Annotated in this window: 12 protein-coding genes and 1 pseudogene; 5 read left to right on the forward strand and 8 right to left on the reverse strand. The window is 64.0% G+C overall.

What is annotated here, in order from left to right:
* Positions 1 to 14: 14 nt before the first annotated feature.
* The gene (locus tag OIT41_RS05320) at positions 15 to 437 is read right to left on the reverse strand and encodes a hypothetical protein (protein WP_241710934.1); all 423 of its coding nucleotides are present in this window, start codon (positions 435 to 437) and stop codon (positions 15 to 17) included.
* A gap of 38 nt (positions 438 to 475) precedes the next feature.
* On the opposite strand from OIT41_RS05320, the gene purN reads away from it, so the two are divergent.
* Complete coding sequence (purN, locus tag OIT41_RS05325) at positions 476 to 1,048, forward strand: phosphoribosylglycinamide formyltransferase (RefSeq protein WP_078106033.1); 573 nt, start codon at positions 476 to 478, stop codon at positions 1,046 to 1,048.
* Positions 1,049 to 1,088: 40 nt separating this feature from the next.
* Here the strand turns inward: purN and OIT41_RS05330 are convergent, their stop codons facing one another.
* Positions 1,089 to 2,327 (reverse strand): IS110 family transposase, encoded by a 1,239-nt coding sequence (locus OIT41_RS05330; protein WP_264637527.1) that lies wholly within the window; start codon positions 2,325 to 2,327, stop codon positions 1,089 to 1,091.
* Between the two features lie 386 nt (positions 2,328 to 2,713).
* Here OIT41_RS05330 and OIT41_RS05335 point away from each other — a divergent pair, with 386 nt between their 5' ends.
* Complete coding sequence (locus OIT41_RS05335) at positions 2,714 to 3,802, forward strand: IS630 family transposase (RefSeq protein ID WP_241711099.1); 1,089 nt, start codon at positions 2,714 to 2,716, stop codon at positions 3,800 to 3,802.
* A 54-nt stretch (positions 3,803 to 3,856) separates the two neighbouring features.
* Here the strand turns inward: OIT41_RS05335 and OIT41_RS05340 are convergent.
* From OIT41_RS05340 to OIT41_RS05350, 3 genes and pseudogenes are all read right to left on the reverse strand, one after another.
* Positions 3,857 to 4,258, reverse strand: a pseudogene (locus OIT41_RS05340) (MFS transporter); the annotation flags it as partial.
* A 19-nt stretch (positions 4,259 to 4,277) separates the two neighbouring features.
* Positions 4,278 to 5,240: an N-acetylmuramic acid 6-phosphate etherase gene (gene murQ, locus OIT41_RS05345; protein WP_241710459.1), complete on the reverse strand. Its 963-nt coding sequence runs from the start codon at positions 5,238 to 5,240 to the stop codon at positions 4,278 to 4,280.
* Complete coding sequence (locus OIT41_RS05350) at positions 5,224 to 6,162, reverse strand: N-acetylglucosamine kinase (protein WP_241710460.1); 939 nt, start codon at positions 6,160 to 6,162, stop codon at positions 5,224 to 5,226. The genes murQ and OIT41_RS05350 overlap by 17 nt, the downstream gene beginning before the upstream one ends.
* Before the next feature lie 120 nt (positions 6,163 to 6,282).
* Here OIT41_RS05350 and purH point away from each other — a divergent pair, with 120 nt between their 5' ends.
* Entirely contained in the window at positions 6,283 to 7,953 is a 1,671-nt protein-coding gene (purH, locus tag OIT41_RS05355; protein ID WP_241710461.1) for a bifunctional phosphoribosylaminoimidazolecarboxamide formyltransferase/IMP cyclohydrolase, read from the forward strand.
* Between the two features lie 208 nt (positions 7,954 to 8,161).
* Here the strand turns inward: purH and OIT41_RS05360 are convergent, their stop codons facing one another.
* A complete protein-coding gene (locus OIT41_RS05360) occupies positions 8,162 to 9,196 on the reverse strand; it encodes a trypsin-like serine peptidase (RefSeq protein WP_241710462.1) in 1,035 nt (344 codons plus the stop codon).
* A gap of 165 nt (positions 9,197 to 9,361) precedes the next feature.
* Positions 9,362 to 10,354: a trypsin-like serine peptidase gene (locus OIT41_RS05365; RefSeq protein ID WP_241710463.1), complete on the reverse strand. Its 993-nt coding sequence runs from the start codon at positions 10,352 to 10,354 to the stop codon at positions 9,362 to 9,364.
* Between the two features lie 210 nt (positions 10,355 to 10,564).
* On the opposite strand from OIT41_RS05365, the gene OIT41_RS05370 reads away from it, so the two are divergent.
* A complete protein-coding gene (locus OIT41_RS05370) occupies positions 10,565 to 12,784 on the forward strand; it encodes an NADP-dependent isocitrate dehydrogenase (RefSeq protein WP_241710464.1) in 2,220 nt (739 codons plus the stop codon).
* Between the two features lie 79 nt (positions 12,785 to 12,863).
* Here OIT41_RS05370 and OIT41_RS05375 read toward each other — a convergent pair whose 3' ends face one another.
* Positions 12,864 to 13,964: an FAD-dependent oxidoreductase gene (locus tag OIT41_RS05375; RefSeq protein ID WP_241710485.1), complete on the reverse strand. Its 1,101-nt coding sequence runs from the start codon at positions 13,962 to 13,964 to the stop codon at positions 12,864 to 12,866.
* Positions 13,965 to 14,079: 115 nt separating this feature from the next.
* On the opposite strand from OIT41_RS05375, the gene OIT41_RS05380 reads away from it, so the two are divergent.
* Complete coding sequence (locus OIT41_RS05380; RefSeq protein ID WP_241710465.1) at positions 14,080 to 14,526, forward strand: DoxX family protein; 447 nt, start codon at positions 14,080 to 14,082, stop codon at positions 14,524 to 14,526.
* The last annotated feature ends 1 nt before the right edge of the window (position 14,527 follow it).

Raw genomic sequence — 14,527 nt, forward strand, 5'->3', positions numbered from 1 at the left:
CGGCTTGTGCCCGGCTAGCGCAATCCGGAGGGAATGGAGTTCTGGAAATCGAGCTGGCACGAGGTCTGGGCGTGGAGAGTCAGCGCGCCTCGTGCGCAGTCCTCCAGGGTGCGGATCTGCTGGAAGAAGACGACGGCGGTGAGCACCAGCAGGCACATGATGGCCGTGACAACCAGCCCGGAAATGGTGCCGAACAAGACGATGCGCGGTTGCTTGAACTTGATGGTGCGCACAAGGACCACCACTCCGAGCACTCCCGCGACGACGGTGAGGATGCCACTGAGCCAGACGTAGCTGATGTTCAGGATGTAGACGAAGATGGCGCCGAGCACCGTCAGCAGGAAAGTCCTGAACAGCGTCCGGGTAACGGCAAGCGCTGATTTGGCAGCCTCGCTCTGTGGCTGGTGCTGCGGGGTGGGTCCAACGCCGGAATTCATGTTTTCCAGCCTACGCGAGCCAGCCATAAGCTAGTGCAATGCGCATTGTTGTCCTCGTCTCCGGCACCGGTTCCAACCTCCAAGCAGTTATCGACGCCGTGAAGGCGGGCGAGCTGGACGTTGAGATCGCAGCCGTGGGAGCTGACCGGCCCGGTACCTACGGCGTGGAACGTTCCGCCGAAGCCGGACTGGACACCTTCGTGGTGGACTTCAAGGACTACGCGGACCGGGCGGATTGGAACGCCGCGCTGACCAAGGCCGTTGCCTCGTACGATCCGGACGTGGTGGTTTCCTCCGGGTTCATGCGGATTGTGAGTCCGGAATTCATCGATGCCTTCGGCGGCAAGTACCTCAACACGCACCCCGCACTGCTTCCGGCCTTCCCGGGTGCCCACGGTGTCCGCGATGCCATGGCTTATGGCGTGAAGGTGACTGGCTGCACCGTGCACTGGGCCGACGCTGGCGTGGACACCGGCCCGATCATCGCCCAGGAAGCCGTCGACATCGCCCCGGACGACACCGAAGATACCTTGCACGAGCGCATCAAGGTTGTGGAGCGGCGGCTCCTGGTCCGGACGCTCGCAGAGCTCGCGGCGGGAAAGCACGCCTGAGTCCTCCGTTTGGCCCAACTAATACAAAAGTAGGGGTGGATCAGGCTGCGGTGACCGGAGTGATCGTGACGTCGTAGCCGAGGCTGTTGAGCTGCTTGATGGCGTTGTTCTTGGCGCGGGTCGGGTTGATGCGGGTGAAGTGGTCAGCTCCGGGCTCGTTGTAGCACTCGCCGTTGGCGAGCATGTGCCAGGCCGCGGTGAGGATGGAATGCTCGACGGCGACGAGGGCTTTGTTGCGTCCGCTTCGGGCCGTGATGCGGTGGTATCTCGCGGCGAGGTAGGTGTTCTTGGACCGTGCGGCCGCCATAGCCGCGATGCCGAGGGCTCCCTTGAGGTATTTGTTCCCGGGCAGGATGTGCGCGGATTTGATCCGTCCGGCGGATTCGTTCGCGCCGGGACAGACGCCGGCCCAAGACACGAGCCGGGCGGGGGTTTCGAACACGGCCATGTCCGCTCCGGTTTCGGCGATGATCACCTCGGCGACCCTGCGGGAGACTCCGGGGATGGCGGCCAGGGCTTCCCTGGCGTCGCGAAAGGGTTCCATCGCCTCCTCGATCCGTGCCGTGAGGGCCTCGATGACCCGGGTGTGGGTGTCGATCTGGTCCAGGTGCAGGCGGGCCATGAACGCGTGGTGGGGTTTGAACCGGCCGGTGAGCGCGTCGACGAGGGCCGGGATCTTCGAGCGCAGCATGCCCCGGGCCATCCCGGCCAGCACCTCTGGGTTGCGTTCTCCGTTGATGAGGGCCTCGAGGATGTTCCGGGAGGAGACCCCTGTCAGATCCGAGACCACCGAGGAGAGCTTGATCCCGGAACTCTCCAGGAACTTCTCCAGCCGCTGGATCTCCCGGGCCCGGTCGCGGGTGGCGATCGCACGGGCCCGGGTCAGGTCCCTGAGCTCACGGATCGGTTCCGGCGGCACGAACGAGGCCCGCAACAACCCGAAAGCGGCCAACTGCGCCAGCCAGGCCGCGTCGGAGACGTCCGTCTTGCGGCCGGGGATGTTCCGGGCCGCCTTGGCGTTGACGAGCATCACCGGCAGCGTCTCCTCCATCAGGTAGTAGAAGGGCTTCCAGTAATCACTGGTCGCTTCCATCACCACCGTGCTCACATGTTCGCGTTCCAGGAACTCACGCAGCTCCAGGATCTGATGCGTGTTCGCGGCCCAGGTCGTAACCGTTGATGTGTAGGTCCCGGCCCGCGGGCCCGGGACCCGCACGCAGACTTTCGCGTCGCGTTTGGAGATATCCAACCCCGCGGCCCGCTCGTGAACAATGTCCATAACGACTTCCCTCCAACACCCTCAGACGGCCATCTACTGTGTCCGTCTCGGGGAGGACAGGGAAAATATTCAGGAATCTAATACCCGTGCTTCAAAGCAACAATCCACGGTTCCCGTGGAAGTCCTCCACGCCACGCTAACTCACGGACTCAAGGCACCAAGTTGGGTCGGCGTTCACCGAGACGAACACCTCCATGATCACCGAGCCGCCCGGAGAGAGCCAGAGTCTTGGTGAGCCAGACGCATACTTTCCCGGCCCACGGCGCACCAGCGGCGCTCATCCGCTAACTCGCAGTAGGTGTCGTTTTGAGGCTCGAAAACGACATCTAATGCGAGCTAGTGGTGTGTCTCCAAAATAGCTAGAGGTGGGCTGTTAATATTGGTGCATGTCGAATCGTGCTCCTGCTTTGGTGGTTTCTGATGCCCAGCGTGTGCTTCTTGAGAGGCTTTCCAAGTCGCAGACGGCGTCCTACCGTGAGGTGCAGCGGGCGCAGGTTTTGTTGATGGCCGCGGAGGGGCTGGCGAGTGAGTGGATCGCGGGGATTGTTGGTGTGAGCCCGGCGACGGTGCGTTCTTGGCGTGCCCGCTTCGCCGAAGATGGTCTCACCCATTTGGGTGAGGTTCGTCCGGGGCGGGGCCGTAAGCCGGTCATTCCGCAGGCAAAGATCGATGAGATCGTTGACCTGACGCGCAATTCCAAGCCGGAAGGGCAGACTCATTGGTCGGTGCGGACGATGGCCGCGAAGGTCGGGGTGTCCCCGGCGCAAGTGCAGCGGATCTGGGCCGCCCGTGGCCTGAAGCCGCATCTGGTGGACTCGTTCAAGCTCTCAAACGATCCGAAGTTTGAGGAAAAACTCATCGACGTGGTCGGGCTGTATTTGAACCCGCCGGAAAAAGCGATCGTGCTGTGCATGGATGAAAAGTCCTCGATCCAGGCGCTGGACCGTACCCAGCCGTCGCTGCCGATGACGAAGGGCAGGGCGGAAACGATGACCCATGACTACAAGCGCCACGGCACCACCACGTTGTTCGCGGCCCTGGACGTGGCGACCGGGAAAGTCATCGGGTCCTGCCTGCCCAAACACCGCCACGAGGAATTCCTGGTGTTCCTCAAGACCATCAACAAGGAAGTCCCGCAGGGCCTGGATGTCCATCTGATCCTGGACAACTACGCCACGCATAAACACCCGGACGTGAAAGCCTGGCTGGCGAAAAATCCCCGGTTCCAGCTGCATTTCACTCCGACCTCGTCCTCGTGGCTGAACCTCGTCGAGCGATGGTTCCGGGAATTGACGGACAAGGCCCTGCGCCGCGGAGCCTTCCATTCCGTCCCGGACCTGATCAACAAGATCGAAGAGTACCTCGCCGCTCACAACACCGAACCCAAACCACTGGTTTGGACCGCGACCGCAGACTCAATCCTCAAAAAAGTAGCCCGTGGCCGCGTCGCACTCGAAACCATCAAGCAAAACTGAGACAGACCACTAGTTGGGTGGGCGGGCAGGGGGGATCAGTCGAGCTCGAGCTGCCACCGGAATGCATCCGCCCAGTCCGAAACCGGCCACGAAGCGGAAGACGCAGAACCAGACGATGTCCGGGGCGAGGACGCCCAGCACCGTGAAGATGGAGAGCACCAGAAGGGTCGCGGTGAAGGCCCGCTTCCGGCCGATCGTGTCCGCGATGGTGCCCCAGGCGAAGGCACCCAAAGCCATGCCGATCAGGCTGGCGGTGCCGATCCATCCGGCGTGGGCGGGTTGGAGGGACCAACGCTTGGAAAGCAGCGGAACAAGGATGCCGTTGAGGGTGACGTCCCAAGCATCGAACATGTTGCCGAGGCCGCCGATCAGGAAGATCCTGCCCTGGACCTTCCACCTCCACGGCAGCTCCTGGACAACTTGTTCGCCGCTCGGGACGGTCGTATAAGTATTCATTTCCCCTTCTGGGGAAACTCTATCCGTGCTTCTGGATCGCCTTCCGCAGGAAGCCGCCGGCCTCATCCAAAGCGCTCTTCGCCTGCGCCGGATCGATCCCCGTGAGCACCACCAGGATGGCCGCCTTGACCGATCCACCCACCGAATCCAGCGCGCGAATCGCCGTCTCAGCGTCCACGCCGGTGGCGTGTTGGATGGTCCGTTGGGACCTGGCGAGGAGTTTGTTGTTGGTGGCACGCAGATCGACCATGAGGTTTCCGTAGGTCTTCCCGAGCTTGACCATGGCGAGCGTGCTGATCATGTTGAGGACGAGCTTTTGGGCGGTCCCCGCCTTAAGCCGCGTGGAACCGGCAACGAACTCGGGACCGACGACAACGTCGATCGCCACGTCCGCGAGTTTGCTGATCGGTGAGTCGTGGTTGCAGGCGAGCGATGCCGTGAAGGCGCCGCGGCTGCGGGCCTCCTCGAGGGCGCCGATCACGTACGGCGTGCGTCCCGAAGCTGATATTCCGACGACGGCGTCCGCCTCGGTCACGCTGATGTCGTGCAGGTCCCGGGCCCCGGCCGTGGCGTTGTCCTCGGCGTACTCCACCGGTTTCTGGATGGCCTGGGTGCCGCCAGCGATGATCCCGACGACGAGGCCCGGGGGAGTGCCGAAGGTGGGCGGGCATTCGCTCGCGTCCAATACCCCGAGCCGTCCGGCCGTTCCGGCGCCGACGTAGAGCAGCCGGCCTCCGCGGGCGAGGCGTTCCGCAACGGCGTCGACCACTGCGGCGATCTGCCCGCTGGCTTGCTCGACGGCGGCCGGGACGCCGCGGTTTTGCCCGTTCATGGCGGCGACGAGCTCGGCCGTGCCCATGGTGTCCAATTCACTGAGCGCGGGCGATGCCGCTTCGGTTTGGAGGCCCGCGAGCTCGGAACGGAGTTCCTCGAGCGGGTCCGGGGAGCCGGGAGGAGCTGTTGCGTCAGGCTGTTCCGTCACGGTGAATGTACCTTTCCTGGAGGAGCCCGCGGCGGTTCGCTGCGAGGGCGGCCCCGTCCATGCCATCGCCGAGTGCCGCAACCACCTCAATCCCAGCCGAAGCGAGGGCGTTGTGCAAGAGCCGGGCGAAGAACTCCGATTTCACGACGCCGCCAACGAGTGCCACCTGCTTGGTGTCGCCTGAGGCAAGGGTCACGGTGTTCGTGAGGAGTCGGCAGGCTTCATCCACAATGCCGCGTGCGACGGCGTCTCCCGCCTCCATTTCGTCCAGCACCGCGGGGGCGAAACGCGCCATCGTCCGGGCCGGGTTGCCGGATTCGGCGAGCCATGCCGGAAGCTGCGCGGGCGAGCCGATCAGCCCGGCAGCTGCACCGAGCAACGACGTGGCAGGGCCGCCGTCGTGCGCTTGAAGTGCGGCCTGGAGACCCTGCTGGCCGATCCACCGGCCGCTTCCGCGATCACCCAACAGCGGTCCCCAACCGTCGGCGCGGTGGAGGGTCCCGGCGTCGTCGAAGCGGAAGGCAACCGCACCCGTGCCCACAATCAGCACCGTTCCCGGTGCGCCGTCCAAGGCGCCGAGTTGCGCCGCGGTGGCATCCGAGAGAACCGCGGCCGGGACCTTGAAGCTCTCGGAAAGGAGGACGGCGAGTTCGTGGGAGTTCTCCGCCGAAGCCTCAACCCCGGCAACGGCCGCGCCGATTCCACACAAGGAACCTTCAGGGAATGCTGCCGGAAGCCCTCGCGGCAGCATGCCTGCAGTGTCCGCGAGCAGTTGGAAGGCGAGCCGGGCGCCGTTGTCCATGCCCAGGCCGGGGAAGCCGTGCTGGTCCGCCGAGCCCAACACCTCGTCGCCCTGCCTAAGCTCGATCCTGCATCGGCTCTTGCCGACGTCGGCCACCAAAATCACATCCGCGGATTCCATGGCCCAACCATATGTTGCGGGCGCCGCCACGTCTCGAACGACGAAGAGGAGCCACAACACGATAAACTCGTCCGTATCCCCAGCAACCGCGGAATCCCGCGATATAAGACGGAGACTTTTGTGAGCTTGACGCAGCTTGACCGTGTTCCCATCCGCCGTGCACTGATCTCGGTTTACGACAAGACGGGACTGGAGGAACTCGCGAAGGGCCTGCATGCAGCAGGAGTCGCCATCGTCTCCACCGGTTCCACCGCGAAGAAGATCGCCGCAGCCGGTATTCCGGTCAAGGAAGTCGAAGAAGTCACCGGTTCCCCGGAGATGCTCGACGGCCGGGTCAAGACCCTGCACCCCCGCGTGCACGGCGGCATCCTGGCCGACCGCCGTGTTCCCGCGCACATGGAAACGCTGGCCAAGATGGAGATCGAGCCCTTCGACCTCGTCGTGGTCAACCTCTACCCCTTCGTGGAGACCGTCCGCTCCGGCGCCGCGCAGGACGACGTCGTCGAGCAGATCGACATCGGAGGCCCCGCCATGGTGCGTTCGGCCGCCAAGAACCATGCCGCCGTCGCGATCGTTGTGGACCCGAACTTCTACGGCGCCGTGGTGGAAGCTGCAGCCGCTGGTGGCTTCGACTTGAAGACGCGCCGCCGCCTGGCCGCGAAGGCCTTCGCTCACACCGCGACCTACGACACCGCCGTCGCCACCTGGACTGCCAGCCAGTTCCTCGACGAAGACGGAGACGGCATCATCGATTGGCCCGCGTACGCCGGCCTCGCCCTGGAACGCTCCGAGGTGCTGCGCTACGGCGAAAACCCGCACCAGCAGGCTGCCCTCTACGTGGACAAGGCCGCGCCCGCCGGCATCGCCCAGGCTGACCAGCTGCACGGCAAGGCCATGAGCTACAACAACTTCGTCGACGCCGACGCGGCCCTCCGTGCTGCGTTCGACTTCTCCGAGCCGGCCGTCGCCATCATCAAGCACGCCAACCCGTGCGGCGTGGCCGTTGGTTCCGTCGATGCGGCCGACCCCATCGCCGACGCCCACGCCAAGGCCCACGCTTGCGATCCGGTGTCCGCTTTCGGCGGCGTCATCGCGGCAAACAGCATTGTCACGGCGGGCATGGCGCAGACCGTTGCCGGGATCTTCACGGAGGTTGTCATCGCCCCGGGCTTCGAGCCGGAAGCCGTTGAAATCCTGTCCAAGAAGAAGAACATCCGCCTGCTGGCCCTGCCGGACGGTTACGGCCGCTACCCGACGGAGATCCGCCAGGTCTCGGGCGGCGTCCTCGTCCAGCAAGCCGACAAGGTGGATGCCGACGGCGACAACCCCGCCAACTGGACCCTCGCCGCCGGCCAAGCCGCCGACGACGCCACGCTGGCCGACCTCGCGTTCGCTTGGACCGCTTGCCGGGCCGCCAAGTCCAACGCGATCCTCCTCGCCAACAACGGAGCCGCAGTGGGCATCGGCATGGGCCAGGTCAACCGCCTGGACTCGTGCAAACTGGCCGTTGAGCGCGCCAACACCCTGGGTGTCCAGGTAGAGTCCGACGTCGATGGTGCCGGCGGTGCCTCCAACGTCGGGACGAGCAGCGCTCCCGAGCGTGCCCGCGGCGCCGTGGCCGCTTCCGACGCGTTCTTCCCGTTCGCCGATGGCCTGCAGATCCTGATCGACGCCGGTGTCCGCGCCGTCGTCCAGCCTGGTGGCTCAGTGCGCGACGAGGAAGTGATTGCCGCAGCCAACGCCGCCGGCATCACGATGTACTTCACCGGGGCAAGGCACTTCTTCCACTAGGTCCATTCCCTGGGTCCGGGTGCTCCACCTGATCCGCCCTCTCCGCTCGTTCCACTCGTTCTACCAAAAAATGGACATGTCCTCCCTTCCCGGATGGACATGTCCATTTTTAGTGGTCAGGACTGGGCATATTCGCAATATGTCCAGTCCTGGGAGCGAACGGGGGGCATGTCCCCTGCGCTCGGGTGGGGTTGGGGTGCCGGGGAGGTTACGGGGCGGTGGACGCCGTCTGGTAGGTGCCTTGGATGACTGAGCCCCAGTACGGGCCGTACATGTTGGTGGAGTTGCTGCCGTAGCCGTAGCTGTTCACCGAGTTCTGGTATCCGGCGGAGCTGGTTCCCGTGAACCATGGGCCGCCGGAGGAACCGCCCGTCATGTTGCACGGGATTCCCTGAGTGTTGTACTGGGGGTTGTAGGGATCGTTGACGGCCGTGCCGGAGCAGCTCATGAGTGACTCTCCGGTGAAGGGAGCCGCCGCGGGGTAACCGAACGACTTGTATGCGAGTCCGCGGGCGGCATTGAACTGGACTCCTGAGGCACCCACGACGTCAGCGAGCTTTTGGCCATTGAGGGGGTTCATGACGGCGAATCCGGTGTCGTACTGCATGGCTCCACTCGAGGACCACTGGCTGGTGGTGTACAGCGCCTTGGCCGTCCACTTTCCGTAGGGCGCCGCGCCGTTCTGGTAGGCAGGAACAAACGTGAAGTTGCTCGCGAACGCCCCGGGGCCTTCGTTGAGGCAGTGGCCGGCCGTGGACACTGTGCTCCGGTTGGCCGAGGTGATGGAGTTTCCGGAGCAGACATAATTCACGCCGCCGAGAGTGAAGAACACCTTCCCGATGTGCGGGACGGGAGCTTCACCGCCATTGGCTTTGCGGTCCACGGCCGGGGACGGCGTTGCCGGGCTGGCGGCTTGCTGCCCTTCGATGGTGGTCAGGGCGCTCCCCAGGCCCGGAAAAACCTGATCGGGAGAAACCGGGAGGTCGGCAAGTCCGAGTGCGGCTTGTGCCCGCGTGAGAGCCTTGGTCGCCAGGACGTCGCCGGAGACGGCGTTCTTCATCCGCTCAGGAGTCCAATAGTCAGCAGTGTTGCCGTCCGACGCCGGATTGCTGCTGACGGTCGACGCATCGGCGCCGTGGCTTGTGGACGGAGCCGCAGAAGCTCCGCTGCCGGCGCCCAGCGAAAGCAGGGCGGCGGCAGTCAGGCTGAGCAGGCTTGTGGCCAGGGTCTTGGTTCTCGTCACAGTTGTCCTAGATATCGGGGGAGAGGCGGCCGGTTTTGTGGTGGCCGCGTGGACTGACGGAACCGAAACTACCCAAGTCGTGACAAGGATGTAAAGGGATTGTGAGATTTGACTTTCGTTTTGACAAGAAGCGAATTCTGCCCTATTTCCGGGAGGCCGGAAGGCCTAGGATCCGGACGCCAGCTCGTAGGCATCCCGGATAACGGAGCCCCAGTAAGGACCGTAGATCACGGCCGGGCCGCCGGGGTAACCGTAGCTCGTAATGGAGTTTTGGTAGGAATCCCGTTCGGAGTCGACCATCCAAGGTCCGCCCGATGAGCCACCGGTCATATCGCAGGGAATGCCCTGTGCCTTGAACTGGGGGTTGATGGGATCCTTGGTTGCGTCGCCGGAACAGCTCTTCAACGATTGGCCGTCGAACGGCGGAGCAGCAGGGTAGCCGAAGGCTTCATAGCTGAGTCCCCGGTCCTGGTTGAACTCCACGCCCGACGCCCCAACGACGTCGGCCAGGTGTTTGCCGTTGACGGTGGCAGTGACCGCGAAGCCTGTGTCATAGCGGATGTCGCCCGTGGTGCGCCACTGGGGTGTCGTGTACAGGGCTTTGGCCGGCCAGATGCCGAATGGAGCCTTGCCGTTGAGATAGGCCGGTACGAAGATGAAGTTCTTCACGAATGCTCCCGGACCCTCGTTGACACAGTGGCCAGCGGTCGCCACCGTGCTGTCGTTATCCGACACGACGACGTTGCCGGAGCAGACATATGCGAAGGCACCCATGGTGAAGAAGACCTTGCCGACGTGGTCAATGGGGTCTTCGTCTTGATGCAGGCTCCCGTTGCTGCCCTTGGCGCTCGCGATTTTCACGGGCGGCCCGGTTTCGACTGCGGCAGCGGCGGTGCTCGATGCGCCCGCTCTTGCGAGGGCCTTGCCTGCGAGGACGTCGCCGGGGATTGCTGCTTGCATCCGTTCGGGAGTCCAGTACCCGGTGGGGTCGGTGTTTGTTGTCGCCAGACTGACGAGCTGCTGCGTCCCAGGCGCTGCGAAGCTCGAAACCGCATTGAAAGGCGTTGCGGCTGCCGCCCCTCCAGCGGCACAGAGGGTCAAAACGGCGGAGGTAAGGAGGCTCAGGAGACCAGTGATGGGGAGTGATTTCTTTGTCATGATTGTCCTGCCAATCGTTTGGCGGCCACGTGACGTCGGCCACAGTTTGACCCAATGAACCTACTCCGATTTGTCGCTGAGGTACATAAGGTTCGGCGAGGTATGACGTGGTAAAGGTCCCAAGAATCCGTCCCGGTACGCGCCAATCCGGCCCCCTCAGGTAAGTTAGAGATGTTGAAATCTGCAGACTTTCAGGGAGATGCCCCGCCAATGGCAAAGATTATCTATACCCACACTGACGAAGCGCCGATGCTGGCGACATACTCGTTCCTGCCGATTGTGGAAGCTTTCGCCTCAACGGCCGGCGTGGAGGTCGAAACCCGCGACATTTCGCTGGCCGGCCGAATCATCGCCGTCTTCGGTGACTACCTGACTGAAGAGCAGCGGATCAGTGACGCACTCGCCGAACTGGGTGAACTGGCAAAGAAACCCGAAGCGAACATCATCAAGCTCCCCAACATCAGCGCCTCCGTCCCGCAGCTGAAGGCAGCCATTGCCGAGCTCCAAGGGCAGGGCTACGCGCTTCCGGACTACCCGGACAACCCCTCCTCTGACGAAGAGACGGACATCCGATCGCGCTACGACAAGATCAAGGGCTCGGCCGTGAACCCGGTCCTGCGTGAAGGCAACTCGGACCGCCGCGCGCCCCTGTCGGTGAAGAACTACGCCCGCCAGAACCCGCATTCCATGGGTGCCTGGAGCGCGGACTCCAAGACCAACGTCGCGCACATGACGGCGGACGATTTCCGCTCCAACGAGAAGTCCGTGGTCATCCCCGCAGATGACACCGTCAAGATCCAGATTGTCCGCGAGGACGGCACCGTCAAGGTCCTCAAGCCGGCTTTCCCCGTGCTCGCCGGTGAAGTAGTGGACGGCACCGTGCTGCGCGCGGCCGCCTTGGACGAGTTCCTGGCCGCCCAGGTGGTTCGTGCCAAGGAAGAGGGCGTGCTGTTCTCGGCACACCTGAAGGCCACCATGATGAAGGTCTCCGACCCGATCATCTTCGGCCACGTCGTCAAGGCGTACTTCTCGGAGCTTTTCAACACCTACGGCAAGCAGATCGCTGCTGCCGGACTGAGTGCCAACAACGGCCTGGCTTCCATCCTCAACGGCCTCGAAGAACTCCCCGAGGACGTTCGCGAAGGCATCAAGGCGGCCATCAAGAAGGGCCTGGAAGACGGCCCGGCACTGGCCATGGTCGACTCCGACAAGGGCATCACCAACCTCCACGTTCCCAGCGACATCATCGTTGACGCCTCGATGCCGGCAATGATCCGCAGCTCCGGCCACATGTGGGGACCGGACGGCAAGGAGCACGACACCCTCGCCGTCATCCCGGACAGCTGTTACGCGGATGTCTACCAAGTGGTCATCGATGACTGCCGTGCCCACGGCGCCTTCGATCCCACCACCATGGGTACGGTTCCGAACGTCGGCCTGATGGCACAAGCCGCCGAAGAATACGGCAGCCACAATAAGACCTTCGAAGTTGAGTACGCGGGAACCATGCAGGTTGTGGATTCCTCTGGAACCGTGCTGATCGAACACCAGGTCTCCCCGGGTGACATCTGGCGCGCCTGCCAGACCAAGGACGTGCCGATCCGCGACTGGGTCAAGCTCGCTGTGACCCGCGCCCGCGCTTCCAAGATGCCGGCTGTCTTCTGGCTCGACGAAACCCGCGCCCACGACGCCCAGCTGATCGGCAAGGTCAAGGAATACCTGAAGGACCACGACACCGAGGGCCTTCAGATCGAAATCATGTCCCCGGAGAAGGCCACCGCGTTCACGCTCGAGCGGATCCGCAAGGGCGAAGACACCATCTCGGTGACCGGAAACGTGCTGCGTGACTACCTCACCGACCTGTTCCCGATCCTGGAACTCGGCACCAGCGCCAAGATGCTCTCCGTGGTCCCGCTGATCAATGGCGGCGGCCTCTTCGAGACCGGTGCCGGCGGATCGGCTCCGAAGCACGTCCAGCAGCTCCTGCAGGAAAACCACCTGCGCTGGGACAGCCTGGGTGAGTTCCTCGCATTGGCAGTTAGCTTCGAGCACCTCGCCACTACCACCGGGAACGCGCGGGCCCAGGTCCTCGCCGACACACTCGACCGCGCCACGGGCACGTTCCTCCTGGATAACAAGTCCCCGAAGCGCAAGGTGGGCGAACTCGACAACCGAGGCAGCCACTACTACCTCGCGAAGTACTGGGCGCAGGAACTGGCCCAGCAGAGCGACGACGCCGAGCTCGCAGCGGCGTTCTCCGCCGTCGCCGGGGCCCTGACGTCCAATGAGGACACCATCATCGCCGAGCTGCTCGCAGTCCAGGGTTCGCCTGCCGACATCGGCGGCTACTACCGCCCCGACGCCGCCAAGGCAGAGGCCGTGATGCGTCCCTCCGCAAAGCTCAACGAGGTTGTCGCGACGCTGAACTAGGCGCCCGCCCCACCCAACTGACTCGCAGTTGTTGTCGTTTTGAGAGCTCAGAACGACAACAACTGCGAGTCAGTTGCGTTTAAGCGCGGCGGAAGCGGCGCGGCGCGTCTATCCCGTCGACAAGATCGGCAAGTACGCGGCCAATTGCCGGGGTGAACTTGAATCCGTGCCCGGAGAACCCGGCCCCGACCACCAGCGGTCCAAAACGGTCGAGCACGAAGTCTTCGTTGGCCGTGCTCGTGTAGGTGCAGCTGATGGGAACCGCCGATTCGGCGTCGACCCCTGGCAGCCATTCACGAGCGTAGCGGCGGAGGGCCTCCAGCTGGACCGGCTCGGGTTGGAACGTGCGGGCATCAGGATCGGTGACCGGTCCTACGCCATGCCACCCCGCCTTGACCCCTTCGTCCGGTGTGAGCATCCCATAGACGGGGCTGTACCAATAGTCGTCGCGGGGATCACCGGGGTCCGGTGCGTGGTTGAAACTCGGCCAGGACTGGGAATCATCGATGGGCGTGAAATGGGCAGGTTGCTCCTGGGTGACTACCAGGCGGGGGAGGGGCACCTGCGTCCCGACAAGCTTGCTGGTCCAGGCGCCCGCCGTGATGACAACCCGGCGCGCGGTGATCTCCAGCGAATCAGTCACGACGACGGCGCAATCGTCGCGGAGGACACGGATGTCGCGAACCGGTGTGGAATACGTGAAGCGAGCACCGTGCGCCTCAGCTGATGCGCGCAGCGCCCTGAGGGCCTCGGCCGCACGGACCCGGCCCGAGTCCGGCACAAACAGAACATCGCTTCGGAAGACCATGCCCTGCCAGCGGTCTGACGCCTCCTTTGCGGAGATGAAGTGGCTTGCGATGCCCCGCTGTGCGTGCGCGGTGCGAACTTCCCGGAGCCGGGCAATATTTCCGTGGTTGGCCAGACCCACAAGATCCAACAGTTGCATTTCGGTCTCCTCTGCGAGCCCGTCCCAGAGGTCCCTGGCCTCGCTGACCAGGGCGAGATAGGCGTCCTCCGCGTAGGCCGTGTTGAAGTTGCGCGTTGCACCGTGGGAAGCGCCCACATGGTGCCCCTCTTCAAACTGCTCTAGGAGAACCACCGATCGCCCCCTGAGTGCGAGCTGCCTGGCCGCAGCAGATCCCATTGCGCCTCCGCCGACTACGACGACGTCAACATCCATACCGGCTTCACCCATCCCGTCCGGGCCTCCCAGCGAGGCCCACCGCAGTTTCCATTCTGCCGTGGACGGAGCGCCCGTTTTTGAGCTGCGCCATCCGCATGGAAGATTGGACCGGGTGAAACTCCTCCTTCCTTCGCAGACATCGTCCTCGCGCGGCATCGCGTTTTTGAGGATCGTGTTCGGCGGCCTTCTGCTGCTGCATGGAGTCCAGAAGCTCCTGGCCGGGCAGCCTGCGTTCGAGGCAACCATCGCCGCGATGGGTGTCCAAAAAGCGGAACTGATGTCCTGGCTGGTCATCTGGGGTGAAACCGGGCTGGGTGCACTTTTGGTGCTCGGCGCCCTGACCAGGGTGGCTGGCTTCCTGGCAGCGCTCATGTACGCCGGGATCTGGTTTGTCACCGAATCAGGCAAGCCGCTGCTGAGCGATAGTCCCGGAATCAACGCCGAGCTGCTGATTCTGTATATCGCGTTGGCGTTGGCGTTTGCCTTCATCGGCTCCGGGGCGCTTTCGGTGGACCGGAAACTGTTTGCCGGGAAGCCGGCCCGAAAGCCACGGCGCTAGG

Source organism: Arthrobacter sp. YA7-1 (assembly GCF_025960325.1).
Taxonomy (GTDB): Bacteria; Actinomycetota; Actinomycetes; order Actinomycetales; family Micrococcaceae; genus Arthrobacter; species Arthrobacter bambusae_A.